Annotated in this window: 16 protein-coding genes; 4 read left to right on the top strand and 12 right to left on the bottom strand. The window is 36.0% G+C overall.

From position 1 onward, the window contains the following. The first annotated feature begins 127 nt into the window (after positions 1–127). On the top strand, positions 128–748 hold the full coding sequence (gene trhA / locus HCU67_RS16455; protein ID WP_168553764.1) for a PAQR family membrane homeostasis protein TrhA: 621 nt from the start codon (positions 128–130) through the stop codon (positions 746–748). 30 nt (positions 749–778) lie between these two features. On the opposite strand, the gene HCU67_RS16450 is transcribed toward trhA, so the two are convergent. After that, positions 779–1,447, bottom strand: a complete 669-nt coding sequence (locus HCU67_RS16450; protein ID WP_168553763.1) for a ZIP family metal transporter — start codon at positions 1,445–1,447, stop codon at positions 779–781. A gap of 47 nt (positions 1,448–1,494) precedes the next feature. Here HCU67_RS16450 and HCU67_RS16445 point away from each other — a divergent pair, with 47 nt between their 5' ends. Continuing rightward, complete coding sequence (locus HCU67_RS16445) at positions 1,495–2,667, top strand: THUMP domain-containing class I SAM-dependent RNA methyltransferase (RefSeq protein WP_168553762.1); 1,173 nt, start codon at positions 1,495–1,497, stop codon at positions 2,665–2,667. Positions 2,668–2,669: 2 nt separating this feature from the next. Here the strand turns inward: HCU67_RS16445 and HCU67_RS16440 are convergent, their stop codons facing one another. From HCU67_RS16440 to HCU67_RS16410, 7 genes are all read right to left on the bottom strand, one after another. Next, positions 2,670–3,017 carry a nuclear transport factor 2 family protein gene (locus HCU67_RS16440; protein ID WP_168553761.1) on the bottom strand — a complete coding sequence of 116 codons (348 nt, stop codon included), beginning with the start codon at positions 3,015–3,017 and terminating at the stop codon, positions 2,670–2,672. A gap of 10 nt (positions 3,018–3,027) precedes the next feature. Then, on the bottom strand, positions 3,028–3,681 hold the full coding sequence (locus tag HCU67_RS16435) for an NAD(P)-dependent oxidoreductase (RefSeq protein ID WP_168553760.1): 654 nt from the start codon (positions 3,679–3,681) through the stop codon (positions 3,028–3,030). Between the two features lie 76 nt (positions 3,682–3,757). Continuing rightward, positions 3,758–4,291 (bottom strand): GNAT family N-acetyltransferase, encoded by a 534-nt coding sequence (locus HCU67_RS16430; RefSeq protein WP_210423759.1) that lies wholly within the window; start codon positions 4,289–4,291, stop codon positions 3,758–3,760. Between the two features lie 70 nt (positions 4,292–4,361). Beyond that, positions 4,362–5,132 carry a DUF6048 family protein gene (locus tag HCU67_RS16425; RefSeq protein ID WP_168553759.1) on the bottom strand — a complete coding sequence of 257 codons (771 nt, stop codon included), beginning with the start codon at positions 5,130–5,132 and terminating at the stop codon, positions 4,362–4,364. Beyond that, on the bottom strand, positions 5,113–5,655 hold the full coding sequence (locus tag HCU67_RS16420; protein ID WP_168553758.1) for a DUF6452 family protein: 543 nt from the start codon (positions 5,653–5,655) through the stop codon (positions 5,113–5,115). Before HCU67_RS16420 ends, HCU67_RS16425 begins: the two co-directional genes overlap by 20 nt. Positions 5,656–5,686: 31 nt before the next feature. Then, positions 5,687–7,099 carry a 23S rRNA (uracil(1939)-C(5))-methyltransferase RlmD gene (rlmD, locus tag HCU67_RS16415; protein WP_168553757.1) on the bottom strand — a complete coding sequence of 471 codons (1,413 nt, stop codon included), beginning with the start codon at positions 7,097–7,099 and terminating at the stop codon, positions 5,687–5,689. A 93-nt stretch (positions 7,100–7,192) separates the two neighbouring features. Beyond that, positions 7,193–8,362 carry a mechanosensitive ion channel gene (locus HCU67_RS16410; RefSeq protein WP_168553756.1) on the bottom strand — a complete coding sequence of 390 codons (1,170 nt, stop codon included), beginning with the start codon at positions 8,360–8,362 and terminating at the stop codon, positions 7,193–7,195. 203 nt (positions 8,363–8,565) lie between these two features. Between HCU67_RS16410 and rocD the strand changes: the two genes are divergently transcribed. Beyond that, a complete protein-coding gene (gene rocD, locus HCU67_RS16405) occupies positions 8,566–9,843 on the top strand; it encodes an ornithine--oxo-acid transaminase (RefSeq protein ID WP_168553755.1) in 1,278 nt (425 codons plus the stop codon). Between the two features lie 26 nt (positions 9,844–9,869). Here rocD and HCU67_RS16400 read toward each other — a convergent pair whose 3' ends face one another. Together HCU67_RS16400 and HCU67_RS16395 are read right to left on the bottom strand one after the other, a co-directional pair. After that, entirely contained in the window at positions 9,870–11,159 is a 1,290-nt protein-coding gene (locus HCU67_RS16400) for a carboxypeptidase-like regulatory domain-containing protein (protein ID WP_168553754.1), read from the bottom strand. 175 nt (positions 11,160–11,334) lie between these two features. Continuing rightward, complete coding sequence (locus tag HCU67_RS16395) at positions 11,335–13,785, bottom strand: M14 family zinc carboxypeptidase (protein WP_168553753.1); 2,451 nt, start codon at positions 13,783–13,785, stop codon at positions 11,335–11,337. 117 nt (positions 13,786–13,902) lie between these two features. Here HCU67_RS16395 and bshC point away from each other — a divergent pair, with 117 nt between their 5' ends. After that, positions 13,903–15,504, top strand: a complete 1,602-nt coding sequence (bshC, locus tag HCU67_RS16390) for a bacillithiol biosynthesis cysteine-adding enzyme BshC (RefSeq protein ID WP_168553752.1) — start codon at positions 13,903–13,905, stop codon at positions 15,502–15,504. On the opposite strand, the gene HCU67_RS16385 is transcribed toward bshC, so the two are convergent. Both HCU67_RS16385 and HCU67_RS16380 read right to left on the bottom strand, forming a co-directional pair. After that, the gene (locus HCU67_RS16385; RefSeq protein WP_168553751.1) at positions 15,493–16,032 is read right to left on the bottom strand and encodes a pyridoxamine 5'-phosphate oxidase family protein; all 540 of its coding nucleotides are present in this window, start codon (positions 16,030–16,032) and stop codon (positions 15,493–15,495) included. The genes bshC and HCU67_RS16385 overlap by 12 nt on opposite strands. Before the next feature lie 279 nt (positions 16,033–16,311). Next, on the bottom strand, positions 16,312–17,833 hold a 1,522-nt coding region (locus HCU67_RS16380; RefSeq protein ID WP_168553750.1), incomplete at its 5' end, for an SdrD B-like domain-containing protein.

Here is a 17,833-nt window from a genome sequence, read left to right as displayed (position 1 = left end):
ACAGGGTAGTTAAGCCCGTCAGCGCCGATGGTACTGCCACACCAGGTGGGAGAGTAGGTCGCCGCCTTCTTCGAACCCCGACTCATATCAGAGCCGGGGTTTTTTTATACCTTGTACTGAGTAATAGATGCAAAAAGCAAGAGCAATTCAGGAGGAAAAATGGAATACCTATTCTCATGCGATAGCCATTCCCCTTAGTATTATTGGATTCTTTATTCTCTTAATGAAATTTGAAGAGAATTCAAGGTTGTTCTTTCCAGTTATTATCTACTCCTTATCCTTAATACTATTATTCTCTGCTTCTACGATTTACCATTTTATAGATAACCCACCGCTTAAGAAGAAATTGAGGATTTTAGACCATATTAGTATCTATTATCTGATTGCTGGAACATATACTCCTTTTTGTATGGCCCTTTTAATGGAATCTAAAGGTAGTTTGTTACTTTATTTAGTTTGGGGAATTGCAATTTTTGGAACGTTATTGAAAATTTTGTTTACTGGTAAATTTGAGATTTTTTCTTTGACCCTTTATGGTATCATGGGTTGGTTGGTTATAATCGATTTACCTTATCTAATTTCAAATACATCGTCAAATTTATTACTATATCTAACGTTAGGAGGAGTTTGCTATACCTTCGGAATAATTTTTTATGCAAATAATAGAATTCCTTTTGGTCATGTTATATGGCACCTTTTTGTTCTTGGTGGGGCAATATTTCATTGGATTTTGATTTATTCCTTATAAATTCAATTCAACCTAAAATTCTCTTTTTTATCAAAGAAGATAGGCAGCTCCCACACCCAAAATAATTACAGCCACCTTACTTAAATTAAAATTATGGTCTTTACCGCTTTCAAAAAGAATTACTGTTGAAACGTGAAAAAATATTCCAATAGCGATAGCATTCAATTGTAGACCAAAATTGGAAATAAAATTAGTTTCAGAAGCTAAAAAACTGCCTAATGGAGTCATTAATGCAAATAATACCATAAAAACTAAGCTTGTGCTAAGTCTAAGTTTTGAGTTCAATAAGAAGATAGATAATAACATTGCTACTGGAATTTTATGAACCAAAATAGCCCAAAGCATATCTCCTTTTTGTAAAGGGATTCCTTCGATTAGTGCGTGAAGGGAAAGGCTTAGAAATAGGGCGATTGGAAATTTTTCAGGAATAAGGTTTAGGTGCATATGCCCATGTTCAGCTCCTTTCGAGAAAAATTCTAAAAAAATCTGAAGTAGAATTCCAACAAGAATGCATACTGCTGTAGTTTTAGAATTGTTTTGCTCATATATTTCCGGAAGAAAATCAAAGAAGGTCAAGGATAATAAAAATGCTCCGCTAAAAGCAAGTAAAAGTTTAATATGATTGTTCTGTTTAGGTTTACTAAACCAAACAATACTAAAACTTAAGAGTACCGCCAAAAAGGGTAACAGGTAAACCATGTTCACGGATTAGGTTGCAGGCGGCAAAATTAGCCTATTTTTAAATCATGCAAAGAAACTTAAAACTAATCGCTAAAACGCTATATGGCTTCGAGGAACTATTGGCCAAGGAGCTAAGGAATCTAGGAGCAAGTAATGTGAACCAAGGAGTTCGTAGTGTATCTTTTGAAGGTGACATAGGATTTATATACAAAGCAAATCTTTGTTTAAGAACCGCTATAAAGATTTTAAGACCAATAGCAAATTTTAAGGTCTTTAATGAAAATGATCTCTTCAATGGAGTTTATAAAATTGATTGGCCTAAAATTTTTGACGCTGAAATGACCTTCGCATTCAATGCGACAGTAAACTCTAAGGTTTTTGATAACTCTCTTTTTGTAGCTCTAAAGGCAAAAGACGCCCTAGTAGACCGCTTTAGAAAAGAACGTTATCAACGTCCGAATGTAGATACCAAAAATGCCCAAATACGTATAAATGTTCATTTACAAGATAATGAATGTACCATTTCGTTAGATAGTTCAGGAAATTCATTACACCTACGTGGTTATAAAATGGCCACTAATATTGCTCCAATAAATGAAGTTTTAGCAGCAGGATTATTATTGATGAGTGGTTGGGATGGTAGGACCAATTTTGTTGACCCTATGTGTGGTAGTGGAACTTTTCTTATTGAAGCTGCCATGATAGCTTGTAATATCCCAGCAAATATTAATAGGGAAGCCTTTTGTTTTAAAAACTGGCAAGATTTTGACCATGGGTTATTTACAAAAATCGTCGATGCAAGTCTAAATAGGACTCGGGAATTTCATCATAAAATAATTGGTTATGATAAGGCACCATCTGCAGTTCGAAAGGCGCAAGAAAATGTAGAATCAGCAAATCTTTCTGAGTATATTTCAATAGAACGCAAAGACTTTTTTAGAACGGAAAAACCATTGAAAGGTCCTTTACAAATGGTCTTTAACCCTCCTTATGGTGAACGCTTGAATATTGATATACCAGATTTTTACGGAAAATTAGGGACAACATTAAAACATGGATACCCAGGTACCCAAGCTTGGTTTATTACCTCCAACCTTGAAGCTTTAAAATATGTTGGGTTGCGCACGTCTAGAAAAATTAAAGTTTACAATGCTAAATTGGAATCGCGTTTTGTGAAGTATGAATTGTATGAGGGGAGTAAAAAAGCTTCAAAACAAAAAAGTGCGCCTAAGTCTTAAATTTAATCACCACGTCCCTTATATGCCCTTATTGAGATGACTTTGCCTTCAGCGTTAAAAGTAATTACGTCAACAACATAAAGTTCCTCTGTTCCATTAACTAAAATCTTTAATTCTGCCGCGACCGTGTCAAGATTTTCATAAGTTGAAAGGATTTCTATAGTTATTGTCTGTGCCTCTTCAAAATTTTTCTTGGTTTCAGCCAGGGCCTTATCGATACCAACTACCCTTATCTTCCAGTCTCGCAATATTATGTTTTCAGCAAAAAGTTCTTGCATGGCTTTAAAATCCTTTTCTGCGTACTTTTTTAAATAATAAAGGCACAATTCTTTGTTTGAGCGATTTTGCATGTTTGCGTAATTATTTTTTAGAAATGACTACTACCTTATTTACAAGGTCTGATTTGGTTATGGTATCCACTAAAAATTTAGCAACACTTAGTCTACTAATAAGAATATTTGGTTTAGGATAATTATTGAAAGTCATTTTTATTTCTTCCTTTTTCTTTGAATTCGTCAAACCAACTGGCCGTACAATAGTCCAGTTTATTTTGGATTTTATGATAATTTCTTCTTGTCTATGATGATCTTTATAGGCCCAACCTATATTACTATTGTCAATAGTCCATCTAAACCAAATAGGAATATCTTTTCTTGATTCGCTAACCCCCCAAGCAGAACAAACAATTAATCTTTTTATTTGAATTTCTTCTGCCAATTCCGTCAATTCTTTCAATACATCTGAAAGAAAGGTTTTCGATGTTCGTAACGGGGCCCATGGAAAATCTGATTTTCTGGATATATTTAGTACGCTAATGACGTAATCAGTACCATAGATTGCCTTTTTAAGGTCCTTCTTATTGGTCGGGTCTCCTTCAAATAATTTAACGTTATTATGCTGCTCAATTCTATATGTTTTTCTGGCGAGGCAATGTACTTTATGTCCATTATTAATTAAATATTTAAGCACTAATCTCCCAGTTCTCCCAGTGGCGCCAAGTAAAAGAATTTTCATTTTCAAAATTTCTTTATTCAAAGATTAAGATTTTGGAACGGATATTTATATGAATTCTCTATTGAATAAAAGAATTTCAAATATCATCTGAATTCATATTATCAAGCTGATATAGTAAAATTTCATTAGGGTCATTTACGATTTTGGTTGTTCCAATCAAATTGAATTCTAGTCTTTGAAGTAACTTTTGTGAGCTAATGTTATCTTTTGCTGTAATGGCGCTCAAGGTTTTTATTTCGTAATTCTCAAAAGCGGCACGAATAAGTCTTTCTGACGATTCAAACGCAAATCCCTTTTTTTCAAAGGCCGGCAGAAAAGCGAATCCCAAATCAATACCTTCCAGACCTTCTCTATCAAACAATCCGCAAGTGCCTATCTTTTGATTATCTGCTTTTTTGATTACAGTAAAATTAGAGTATCCCAACCTATGTAATTGGGGTCGCATTTTCTTGTTAATGTATTGCTTGGCCGTAGCAACGGATTTTACATTTCTATCACCGATATATTTTAGCCATTTGGGTGTATTCATCAAATGGTATACGAAAACCGCGTCTTCTTCTGAAGTCGGTCTAATAATAAGCCTTTCGGTTTCAAAAGATGTATAGTTCAAAGCAATCTACAAAGGTTCTTTTCGAATTTCATTAACCATAATTCAATAATGTAATTATGAAAATGGTTTACTACTCTTCAATAGGCTGTTGATTCGGTTTTTCCTTCTTTTTTCTAGCCTTCTTGTAAATAGGTAAAAAATAGGTGATTGTATAATTGTATCCAACACCCCATTTGGCATTATCAGTTACCTTATTGAACCCTGGAATAAATAGGTTTGGAAACCGATTATCTTCTTTATTTGTAATCAAATGCCCTAAGCGCACAGTTGCCCCCATGTAAATATTAGCGAAAAGTTCTGCTTTAAAGCCGAAGACTAATTCTAACCATGAGGCATTCAAATTAGAAAATTCTTCTGGGGTATCACTAATTGGCACAAATTCATCTGGGCTGAAATATCGATTTCTATCAAAAAAACTGAAGCTGTTTAAAGTTTGACTAAATGTAGCAAATCCATAACGGCCACCGAAGGTTACAAAGTTTTGTTCCCCATACCAATTCACGTAGTTGTTGATTTCGGCTCCTAGTTTTATATAACTTCCGTTGGTAGTAAAATTATAAGTGTCTTCTTGTTTTGTCTTTTTTTCATTGCCTAACTCAGCGGCAATGAATAATTTTTCTGTAAGTCTGAAATCACCAACAATTTCTAAGCCCTGGTATTCATCACTGTTTGTTAAACCCAATATAGGCCTACTTAAATCAACTCCAACACGAAGTCCGTATTCCTCTCGATATTGATAAGTGGAATCCTTTCTATTAAGGTCTAATTGCTCTGGTTGTCCTTGTCCAGTACACCATACAGAACAGAGTAGAATAATGCTTCTAATGATATATTTTGACATGTATGGCAGTTGAGTTTTCAATTGTAGTGTCTTCTACAATTACATTTTGAATCCAATTATCGGTGTCAGTGTTCAATTCAAATAATAGATCGTCAAAATTGGCAACAAAACCGCAACCTCTTGATATAAAGTCCTCAACAACTGTATAGTTAAAGGTTAGGGTATCTATATTTCCTATTTCGACATTAGTCTCATCATCGTCATCGGAATTAAGTATAAATTGGAAAGCGGTACTGTTGGCATTAACTTTTAAGGGGATAGCTGTGGAATCCGTATTTGAACGGTCTCTATGAAATGGCGGTACCTCGGTATCTATACTAGCATCATAATTTATGGGTTCATCAACATCCAATGCTCTGATGCGTAGAGAAATAGCTTGTTTTTCTAAAGTTTCATCCGTGGCGTCAAAAAAACCAATTACCAAAAGTGGAGTGTCTCCGCCAACACAGATATCATCTTTTTCACAATTCGCCAAAATGCTAACTGCGAAAACCAATAAAAAGACTCGGGCCACTTTTCTCATGGGGTTAAAAATAGGTATTCAATGATAAACCTTAATCTCGTTTTCGTAAAAGAATAACATTTTCAACATGATGGGTCTGCGGAAACATATCAACTGGCTGCATCTTTTCGACAAGATATTTTTTATTCATTAATTCTATGTCACGTGCTTGCGTAGCGCTATTACAGCTTACATAGACTATTTTTTCAGGAGCAACTTTAAGCAACTGTTGAACAACCGATTTGTGCATTCCGTCTCTTGGTGGATCCGTTATTATGACATCAGGCCTACCATATTTAGAAATAAATTCGTCGTCAAATACCGATTTCATATCGCCAACCAAAAATTCAACATTTTCAATTTGGTTCTGTTCGGCATTTGCTTTTGCGTCTTGAATAGCCTCAGGTACCGATTCGATACCAATAACTTTTTTGGCCGAATTCGCTATAAATTGCGCAATGGTACCAGTGCCAGTGTAGAGATCAAAAACCAGTTCATCACCTGTCAAACCTGCAAAATCACGTGTTATTTTGTACAATTCAAAAGCTTGATCAGAATTGGTTTGGTAAAATGATTTGGCATTGATCTTGAACTGGAGGTTCTCCATTTTCTCGAGAATGTGGTCCCGGCCTTTGAAACAGACTACATCTTGGTCATAAATAGTATCATTTCCTTTTGAATTTACTACATACTGCAGAGAGCTGATTTTAGGAAATTGTTGCCAAATGGCATTTAGCAACAATTCTATTTTTGGAGCATCATTCCTGAAAAATTGTACCATAACCATAATTTCCCCAATAGAAGTCGTGCGAATCATCAAGGTTCGAAGTAGACCGGTTTGATTTCGTGGATTGAAAAAAGGAAGACCATTTTCTATTGAAAAGTCTTTGATGAAGTTCCTGATATCATTAGATGGATTTTCTTGGAGATGACATTTGTTGATATCGAGAATCTTATCCCACATTCCAGGAACATGAAAGCCCAATGCATTTCTATCGGTAATCTCTTCATTGGATTTAATTTCATCTAAAGAAAGCCATCTAGAATCCGAAAAAGAAAATTCCATTTTATTGCGATAAAAATAGTGCTTTTTAGAGCCTAAAATCGGGGTTGTTTTGGGTAGTTCAATATCACCAATACGTTGAAGATTGTTTTCAACTTCTTTTTGCTTGTAAAACAACTGATGTTCATAGCCCATGTGTTGCCATTTGCAACCTCCGCATGTTCCAAAATGCTCACAAACCGGTTCAGTTCGTTTGTCTGAAAGTTCATGAAAGTGAACGGCCTCTCCTTCAAAAAATGCTTTTCTTTTTTTAAACGTCTGAATATCTACAACATCACCTGGAATGGCATTCGAAAGGAATATAACTCTGCCATCAGGGGCTTTAGCTACAGCCTTTCCTTTCGCACCAGCATCTATCACTTTAACGTTTTCAAATAGTTGTCTTCGAGATTTTTTTCGCATCAGGCAAAAATACGCTCAAAAAAAAGAAAACTCTGGGCATTGCCCAGAGTTCTATGTGAACCTTTGACTAATTCAAAATCGGAATTGAAAAATTTAATTTTTGTTGAATCGGTTCAATATTTTTTCCATCTGTTTGCCTGCTGCTGGTCTGCCTCCCAAACCAAAAGAAAGTGCTATGGTAACTGCGATTGTGCCTAGGGTAATGCCAAATGCAAGATTGATGATGTCATCGGCCATTCCCATGGTTTTTAGCCCCATCGCCAAGAATATGGCAAGTACTGCGCACCTGATGATTGCCGCCACAAACGAATTGTCCTCATTCTTTGAAAATGCGTTTTTAGCCAAGACGGATATCCAATTGCCAATTAAAATTATAACAAGTCCGAACAGAATTTTACCCGAAATACTTGTGATAGTGTCTAGAACTTCTGTCAGTTGTGCAAACTCCAATTTTTCAATAGCGGTCAATAATCCAAAAATCACAATAAAGAAGTACACAATGTTTGAAATGACTTTGGCCAAGTTCACGTTACCCACCATTCCTTTTAATTGCATTTTGTCTGCAACAGCGTTAAGATTTAAGTTGTCCAATAAATCCTTTACCAGTTGAGTGAGGTATTTACCGCCAATTACAAAAAGTATTAAAATGAATGCTGCTAATAATACTTTGGGCACCGCATTGAAGAATTGGGTTAAAATTGATGTCGCTGGTCCAGATATTGCATCCATATTTAAAATATTGAGGGCTGCAATTAAAAGTGGAATAAAGATGAAAATGAAAACCACTTTCTTTAAAATTCCCACAATATCGACACCATTTGAAATACCGAGGCTAGGAGTGAATTTTTTAATTGTATCACCCGACATCCCCACCAATTCTGACACAACAGTTGCCAACATATAACCGATATACCCTACCAGTCCAGCTCCGATAATATTGGGGATAAATGCCAAAAATCCGTCGAGTAGGTTTTTAACTGGATCTAAGACACTTTGCATGCCCAGTTTTTCCAAAGCCAGCATGAAAACAAATATCATTACCAAGAAATAAATCAATTTGCCCACAAATTTTGAAAGGGTGATTTTTTCACTTTTCAATCGATTGTCAATACCAGTTCTTTTCAACAACCTAGTAGTTAATCTTTTTAAACCGCCAGCAATAAACCAACCAATTACAAGGATTAATAAGGCTCCAATAGTGCTCGGTAGAAAGTCTCCGACTGAATCACTGATACTGGTCATAATGTTCTCTAAATATTCCATTTTTATAGTTTTTAGTGTTAGTATTAATTTGAACCAGATTTTTTTTGGAAGTCACATTTGCCTATTCTACGGGCAGTTTCCAACAGAATTACTACCTTTATCGTTCTACAGGATGATTTCTCTCCTACGCTGCTTTTTCGAAACTTCGAAAGAAAAAAGGTATAGAAGGAATAGTTATTTTTTCAACTTTAAATCGTTTTAAAATGGCTGTTTTACAAGAAATGACATCACAGCACGCAATTGAATTAGAAAACCAATATGGAGCCCACAACTACCATCCGTTACCCGTTGTTTTAAGCAGGGGAGAAGGGGTATATGTATGGGATGTAGAAGGAAACAAGTATTATGATTTTCTTTCGGCATATTCAGCGGTCAACCAAGGACATTGCCATCCAAAAATTATTAATGCGTTAAAGGAGCAGGCTGAAAAACTGACTTTGACTTCACGTGCCTTTTACAATGATATGTTAGGGCAATATGAAAAATTTGCCACTGAGTTTTTTGGATTTGATAAACTCCTGCCAATGAACACAGGGGCTGAAGCGGTTGAAACGGCTTTGAAATTGGCACGTAAATGGGGGTATGAGAAAAAAGGAATTCCCACGGACCAAGCCAAGATTATTGTTTGTGAAAATAATTTTCACGGGAGAACAATTTCTATTATATCTGCATCAAACGACCCTTTAGCAACTGAGAATTTTGGTCCTTTCACTCCTGGCATTGTATCCATTGGATATAATGATATAAATGCACTAGAAGAAGCTTTGAAAGATGAAAACGTAGCAGCATTTTTGGTTGAACCTATTCAGGGTGAGGCAGGAGTTTATGTGCCGGATGAAAATTACATAAAAGAAGCATTTCAATTATGTAAATCAAAAAATGTGCTATTCATTGCAGATGAAGTGCAAACAGGTATTGCCCGTACTGGTAGGTTATTGGCTACTTGTGGCAACTGTTCGTGTTCAGACAAGAATTGTTCCAAGGAACCTGAGGTGAAGCCAGATATTTTAATTTTAGGAAAAGCCATTTCAGGTGGGGTATTTCCCGTGTCAGCAGTATTGGCAAACAATGAGATAATGGAAGTAATTCGTCCTGGCAACCATGGTTCTACCTTTGGAGGAAATCCTTTGGCCTGTGCCGTGGCAATGGCTGCACTTGAGGTAGTTCGGGATGAAGAATTGGCTGAGAATGCATTCATTTTAGGAAAGATTTTTCGGAATGAAATGGAAAAACTTATACAAGAAAGTGATTTGGTTCGTTTAGTTCGTGGCAAAGGATTATTGAATGCAATAGTTATCAATGATTCGGAAGACAGTTCAACGGCTTGGAATATATGTGTTGCCTTGAAGGATAACGGACTGTTGGCTAAACCGACCCATGGTAACATCATTAGATTTGCACCTCCATTGGTAATGACAGAAGAGCAACTTCATGAATGCGTTGGTATTATTAGGAAGACCATTCTTGAATTCAGAAAATAAAAAATCCCCGAAAGGGGATTTTCTTTTTATGGAGTCGGTGTGGCAGCACCCTTTCTTTCTGCCCGACGCAGTTGACGTTGTATTTTTTTGATAGCTGATTCAATCGATTTTTCAGGTTCGATAATATTATATTCTCCCCAAAAATCTGGATCGGAAAAGCCACTGGCCTCATCGGCCAAAATTATTGATGATCGAATTCTCTCTTTCGGTTTCGGCACCTCTCCATCTATATTTTGTTCCCAGTCAGTAATAGCCATTTCTGCGGTCATACTGTAAACAGAGTTGAACAACTTATCATCCCAATCGACCTTAAATTCAAGTAAAACATTACTGTAACCGTAATACCACTTGCCGTTTTTGTTTCTGTAATCAACCCTGTATGCAATGTCTGTGGGCCAAACATCAACTTTGGCAGGTTTCTTTTTAACGAAAAGCCGGGCAGCCATTACTTTATTGGTAATATTCAGTTCGTATATAGCACTGGTCAGTGTTTTCTGTTCAACATCTATAAACAACTCTCCTTTGTAAAGTTGATCACGAATGTCCTCCCTCTGGGAAAAAGAAATTACATATATCAAATTATCATTGATTCGAGTTGAGCGTTTGAATTTGTAGGTATACTGATCAAAATTCTGTTCTAGAAATACAATGTCAGGATACTTTACAATGTCTGAATATAACGTGTTATAAGGCCCGCCTTGAAGTTTTAATGCAATGGTGTCAAGCTTACTGTAGTCGGTACTTTTACGGGCTTTGTAAAGTTGAACTGCATCGCGGCGATTGGATTGATAAGGGGACTTATAAATATTTACAACCGCTTCAGAAAGGGAAACGTTTTTCCTTCTCTTTTTAATGGTCTCGCGATAAAATGCAGTCATCAATGCAGGGTTGTCGAGATACTTATCACCCTTACGTTTGAATACTTCTAAAACCAAAGTACGTGCGTCTTTGGGAGCATTTACATCTACCTCTGTCAGTTGTAATGCAGATGGTACAAGTTCAATTGTATTTTCATTTTGTGCTAAATCATTTAAAGCAACGGTTTTGGTAGTATATCCTAAAAACGAAATACTAATTGTTCCTGATGATAAGTTTGCAGGTACTTTAAGTAGAAAGTCACCTTCAGTATTGGTAATTGTACTGATGTTAGTTCCTTCTACCATTAATGTGGCGAATATTAAGGCTTTTCCATTATTGGCATCAACTACTTCGCCTTCATATTGCTTAAAATTTGGTGTTTCACCTTGAAACGAATAACAGGTAGTACTGGCAAATACTAAGCAAAAAAGTATTAGACCAAAGTTTAATTTCTTCATGGCAATTGATTAAAAATCCTACATAAAGTTAATCCTTACTGGGCTTAGAAAGTGTTAAAAATCAACAAAATAGTTAAGTTGAATTTGAACCAATAAGACTTTAAAAAGGGAATTCTCTTTAAGTACAAGACTCAAATTCCATAAATTTTATAGACGGTAATTAAAATGTGAAAGTTTAATCAACCATAAATAAGGCATTTGCAAAAAACAATTTGCCATTTTCCCAAAAGCCTCTGAATAAAGGATTATCAACAAAATATGAAACTTGTCCCCTGCCATGTGGTTCTACACCAAAGACCAATGTATTCTTAATTTTCTTTTGTGCTTCACTACCAGCAAATCCAGCTACCGGTGCAGAATTTTCGCTTAAATACGCTGCGGTACCTGTTTTTAAATAGTCATAAGAATCACTTCCGAGTTTTAATGTAAAATAAGTGTTGCCGTAGCCATAAGCCAATGGGTGGGTATTGTCTACCTTTACTTTAAATATTGCACCTGTTATGGCCTGTTTCATACGTTCTCGTTGGCTATTTTCATGAGGCTCAATCGTATCATCTGATGATTCTTTTTTGATGGTCTTCTCCTTTATCCCAAATCCATCTTCACCATCAATGGCTTTTATTGCACCGCCCATTGCAATTAAATTTCCGCCCTTTGCAACCCAATTTTTTATTAACTCAAGCCCTTTTTTATCAAAATGACTCCCATATCGGCCATCTGGCAGGATTAAGATATCATAGTTGTTTAGATCTACCCTGTTGAAATATTCACTATCCAAAACCGTCATCGGATAGTTGAGTTGTTGCTCGAAAAAGTGCCAAATTTCACCGAATCTAAGTGTTGAGGTCGGTTTGCCAGAGAATACTGCGATTTTTGGTTTTTTTATCATCTTCACATATCTGGAACCAAAATCTTTTCCCGAGTCTACAAAACCCGTAGATACTGGTGTTAGCGCCTTCGAATACTTTACAACAGCTTTTTCAAGAATACTATTATAGTTTTTAAGATGTTCATTGTCACCTTTAGTTATTATTAAACTGCCTCTTTGAAAAGCTTTTCCTTCAAGCTCAAATGGTTTGTGTGCCGTTCTGACCCTTACTTTTTCCTTGAGTAATTCGGCGAGAAAACGCGCATCGTTCAAATCAGTCCAATCCGTTACAAACGCATAATCGCCCTCACTGATTTTAGTCAGTGAATTTTCCGCAATTGAAGAATTTTCAGAAGACAGATTTGAAGTGCTGGCAATGCCTTCCAAGCCATAGGCATAGGGTAATGACCAAGCTGTTATATCATAAGTTAAAGAATCACTCAATTTTGCATTTGGTTCAAATAACACTTTGACCATGGTACCTTTTGGCTGGTTGGTAGAAATAATTAATGTGTTTTCATCTGTATTCATGGTGCCAGAGACACCAGTTGTATAATTGAAACCTTTAATCGTGCTTTTATTCGCATAGCCAAATTCCAATTCATGTTGCTCTAACAATTTCGTTAGCGCATGTATTTTGTCCTTATCACCTTTTAGGGCGTAGCTTTTGTACTTGAAATTTTTATTCGTAAAAAATTCTCTGAATTCTGAATTTAATCTTTCAGCGTTTTTTGATGCAACTTCGACAGTAGAAAGACCTGTTGTGTAATGATGGGCAATCCTATCTTTTAAAGTCAAGGTATCCCCAATTTGTGTAATTATTCCAAGTCCAGCACGTCCGCTGCCTCCTTGTTCATATGTCATTCCTATTGCACCATTATAGGTGGGGTAGGTGTCACCATAACTAGGGTAGAACAAATCAAATACTTCTTTAGTAAAGTAAAACCAACCATTAGCATCAAAATATTTTGCATGGTTTCTTCCTATGGTTTCTTGAAAATCACGTTGAAAACTCGTAATTACCTCATGGTAGGGTTCAGCAGCCGGAGCAAAAAAGTAAGGATTGTTCACGCCTTGCTCGTGAAAATCCACGTGTACATGTGGCATCCATTTGTTGTAAACCTTTATACGTTGTTTACTTTCTTTCTGAGTTAACCAAGCCCAGTCTCTATTTAAATCAAACATATAATGATTGCTGCGACCAGTCCACCAACCCTCTCGATGTTCCTTACTATTTGGGTCTACATTATGCGGTGTATTTTTAAATTGGTTATACCAGTTGCTATAGCGGTCCCTACCGTCTGGATTTATACAGGGATCCATTATAACAATGGTATTTTCTAAATAAGAACTTTTTGAAGTAAGTAATGAATGAATAGTTTTCAAGGCCGATTCGGTTCCGACACTTTCATTACCATGAACGTTATAGCTTAACCAAACAATCGCTTTGGAAGCTTCTCCTTTTCCTTTTAGTGAATTTAGATGCTCTAAACGTAGGGACTCCAAGTTTTTTATGTTATCCGCAGAAGATACTACGGCCATAAGCAATGGCCTTCTTTCGTTTGTCATGCCATAAGACGATAGCACCACTCTGTCTTTCTCTGTAGCAGCTAAATATTCAAAATAGTCAACCACTTCATGGTGTCTTGTGAATTCTGTCCCCAATTCATAACCAAGAAATTCAGATGGAGATTTTATGTTTTGAGAATTGATAAAAAGAAATGAAAAGAAAGTTAGGTAGGGTAAAATATGCTTCATAAATCTTTGGAAAAAAAATGTACGTGTTATTGTTAAAGATAAGGTACTTTCAATTAACTAAATCTTTAGGATTGAAAACTTTCAAGTGCAGTATATTTAGGGCTTTTAACACATTGAATGGAAGCGACAACAATTCCCTTTAACCAGACTGGTTATTTTTCGAAACTTATTTGTGACTACTTGGATGAAAAAAAGGGATTACAACCATTTTACAATAGATTTCCTTCATTAAAACAATTCAAAGATCAAATAGCAGAAAAATCAAGTAATTATCCATCTGCACATAGACAGGTTTTGGTAAATAGCTTAAAACTTCAGTACACCAAGACAAGTACCTCGGAAATGACTATGAAACATATTGAGTCAATCGCTAATTCAAAAACCTTTACCGTGGTCACCGGACATCAGTTGAATCTATTTACTGGGCCACTTTATTTTTTGTACAAGATTGTTTCGACCATCAATTTAACTCAAAAGCTTAAGCAGGAATATCCTGATTTTGATTTTGTGCCCATTTATTGGATGGCAACGGAAGATCATGATTTTGACGAAATCAATTATTTCAACTACGAGGGAAAAAAAATCCAATGGAATCAAGATAACCAAGGAGCTGTTGGAAGGCTGCCATTGAATGACCTTGAAGCCATTCATGAGTTAATTGTAAAGCGTTTTGGTACTTCTGAAAACGCTAAAGAACTTATTCAGTTATTTGAACAGGCCTATTTAGGAAATAAGCGGCTGACTGAAGCAACTCGGTTTTTGGTAAACGAGATTTTCAAAGATTATGGCTTGGTCATTATTGATGGTGACGATGCTGATTTGAAAAAGCTACTTGTTCCTTACATAGAGAAGGATATTTTTGATAATACCGCTTTTGAAGAGGTTACCACAACAATAAAGAATCTTGAACAGGTTTCTGATGAATATAAAATTCAGGTAAATCCTAGGGAAATAAACTATTTCTATCTAAAAGATGGATTACGTGAACGTATAATTGAAAGAGATGGCAATTATATTATTAATGATACTGAAATTGTTTTCAGTAGGGAAGAGTTAATTGCTGAACTAGAAAACCATCCTGAGTGTTTTTCTCCAAACGTAATCACCAGGCCATTATATCAAGAGGTTATTTTGCCAAACCTTTGTTACATAGGGGGTGGTGGTGAACTGGCCTATTGGTTAGAATTGAAAAACTCTTTTAAAGCTGCGGAAATTTCTTTTCCAATGTTGTTACTTAGGAATTCCGTTCTATTAATCAGTGCGAAACAAGACCAAAAAATTGCAAATCTTGACTTATCCATCAAAGATCTATTCCTGCAGCAAAACAGTTTGATAAATAAAAAAATTAGAAAAATTTCGAATATTGATATCGATTTTTCACCTCAAAAGAAGCAGTTGACAGCACAGTTTAAAGCTTTATATGATTTAGCAAGGGAAACCGACAAATCCTTTTTAGGGGCTGTGCAAGCACAAGAGGTGAAGCAAAAAAAGGGCTTGGATAATCTAGAAAAACGCTTGCTTAAAGCACAAAAAAGAAAATTAAAAGATCACGTCATTCGCCTAACTGATTTACAGAACGAGTTATTCCCCAATTATTCACTTCAAGAACGACAAGAAAATTTTTCCAAATTTTATTTAGAACTGGGTCATGACCTAATTAAAGGTCTTTTTGATAATTTGGACCCATTAAAACAAGAATTTTTAGTCTTACGGTACTAAGAAAGTTCCTTCCCAATTGTCAACATTCAAGTCAAATTGCGCACGTATATGATTTGGTCTTTTCAATTGAAGAAAGTCAATTTTTGTAGCTTTAATTTTTATCAAGCAAAAGTGGTTTTGATTTTGATAATTCAATAAATCTGGATTTTTCAATAGGGAACCAGGAGCTAATGAACTAGTATAATCATTTCTTGAATTCAAAGGAATTGAATTCCATAGCTCATTAAGGACTTCATCATTTTCCTCAAAACTTGCCTTGCCGCTAATGGTTATTTGTAGGAGTTTCTTTGGGTTGTAAAACAATGCTGTTACGTTATTATTTTCCATGATTTCATTTACCTTGTTTGAACGTTTGTCTGTATAAAACCAAATCTCAATACCGGGTTTTATTTTTCTTAGCACGACAGTTCTGGCTTTTGGTACATTATTCAAAGAGGTGGTCAACGTAAAATATCTGAAAGGATGTCCTTTTTTTACGCACCCATTAACTAACTCATTTTTAATCTGTTGGAGAATATCTTGTAGCAAATCTTTATTTTTAGGAAAAAATAATCAAAAAAAAGGTAGGGTATATTAGTCCTTGGTTGTTATGTATACAAATTGCCCAAATGGCAATTAACCTTTGAAATTAATGAGTTAGTAAATTCATGTGTTTAGGTTGGTTTTGATTTTAATTTAAAAGCCTCGGAGTGGTTCCCGAGGCTTTTTGTTTTTATGATTTTTTCAAATCTGAACAATTGTTGATTAAAAAATAAAACCCTGGAGTATTAGAACCCCAGGGCTTATAATCAAGGTTTATTTATCCATTTATTTTACAATCAATTTTGCGGTGTCTTTCCAACCATCCCCTATAACCTGAATTAGATAGGTTCCTGTTTCTAGACTGCCCAATTGATAGTTAACTACATCACTACCAGGATAAACATTGTAAGGTCTTGCGAAAGCAATGATTCTACCAGACATATCATACAAAGCAATATTCACTGTTGCGGATTTTTGTCTTCCTGTTCTTGCACTAAAGAATACCCCAGTTTCAGCCGTAGTAATTGAACCATTTCTAGTATTGATTGCAATATTTACAGAACCTCCACTTGTAGCAGGATTCGGACTGATTTGTGTAATTCTACTATCGACTCCAGATGGTCTAGTGCCATCTTCTAGACATTCGCCAGATAAACTTAGGTCAAATGTTATGGTTCCTGACGCACCATCAGGTGCAGACCAATCAATCGTATATAAACCAAAATCATCTTCATCAATTGGTATTTCGAATGCTTGTTCCTTGCTGGAATTTGTACATTCAGAACAATCATCATCACTGGTAACAAAAGTTCTTCCATTCGGGAAGTTCCATGTAAAGACATAGCCTTCTAAACCATTGCCAAGTCGTGAAACATCGTTTAAGTCTTCTTCTTCTAAATGAATCCAGAAGAATAATTGCTCACCCAAACAAGCTGTATCAGCATTTCTCCTGACATAAGTATTCGCCGGATCACGGAATCTTACCTTATTTCCGATAAATAGTTGTCTACTTTGCTTGATTCCTGCATCTCGAGTCATGTCATCATCTTCAAAGATTTCGAAACAATCCGTTACTCCTCCAGCATCTGCATCTGAATCAACACTATCATCAGACTCAGAATCCTGAGAAGTAAATTCAAATCCATCAGGAATATCACTAAAGACGATATAATACGAACCACTATTTGGACAGACTTCGAACTGATACAATCCGAATCTATTGGTTATCATCGATTCTACAAATACGCCACCATCATTTACATCATCTACACATTGATAGAGGCTTACAGTAACTCCAAAAACACCGGATTCACCTTCATCTTGGACGCCATTGTTGTTAGCATCTTCCCAAACAAAATCTCCAATTAGTACTTTTTCAGTTATCGTTACTGTAACCGTATCTTCTGCTTCACAACCATCTTGGGTAGTAACTTTCACTCGATATGTAGTACTTGTTTCTGGAGCTACAGTTAATGAGGCTTCCATACCGATCATATCATCCGATCCATCAACAAACCACATGAAAGTGCCATCACCAGTCGCAGTCAAGGTTACTTCTTCGCCTTCACAAATGGTTTCATCGTCTCCGGCTTCAACAGAAGCTGGGTCGAATTCGTCCACCACAAGTGTGATCAAGTAAGGACATCCGTTATCGTCGGTCTGTGGGAACTCGTATGTTCCTGCCGCGTACTCCTCGCCCTCATAGGTAAAGGTATCGCCCTCACAAACGGTCTCCTCGATGGTCTCGTCCGGAGTAGCCGGGTACTCGTCCACCACAAGTGTGATCAAGTAAGGACATCCGTTATCG

This window comes from Croceivirga thetidis (assembly GCF_012272815.1).
Classification (GTDB): domain Bacteria; phylum Bacteroidota; class Bacteroidia; order Flavobacteriales; family Flavobacteriaceae; genus Croceivirga; species Croceivirga thetidis.
This window is presented reverse-complemented; position numbering and strand designations above follow the sequence as displayed.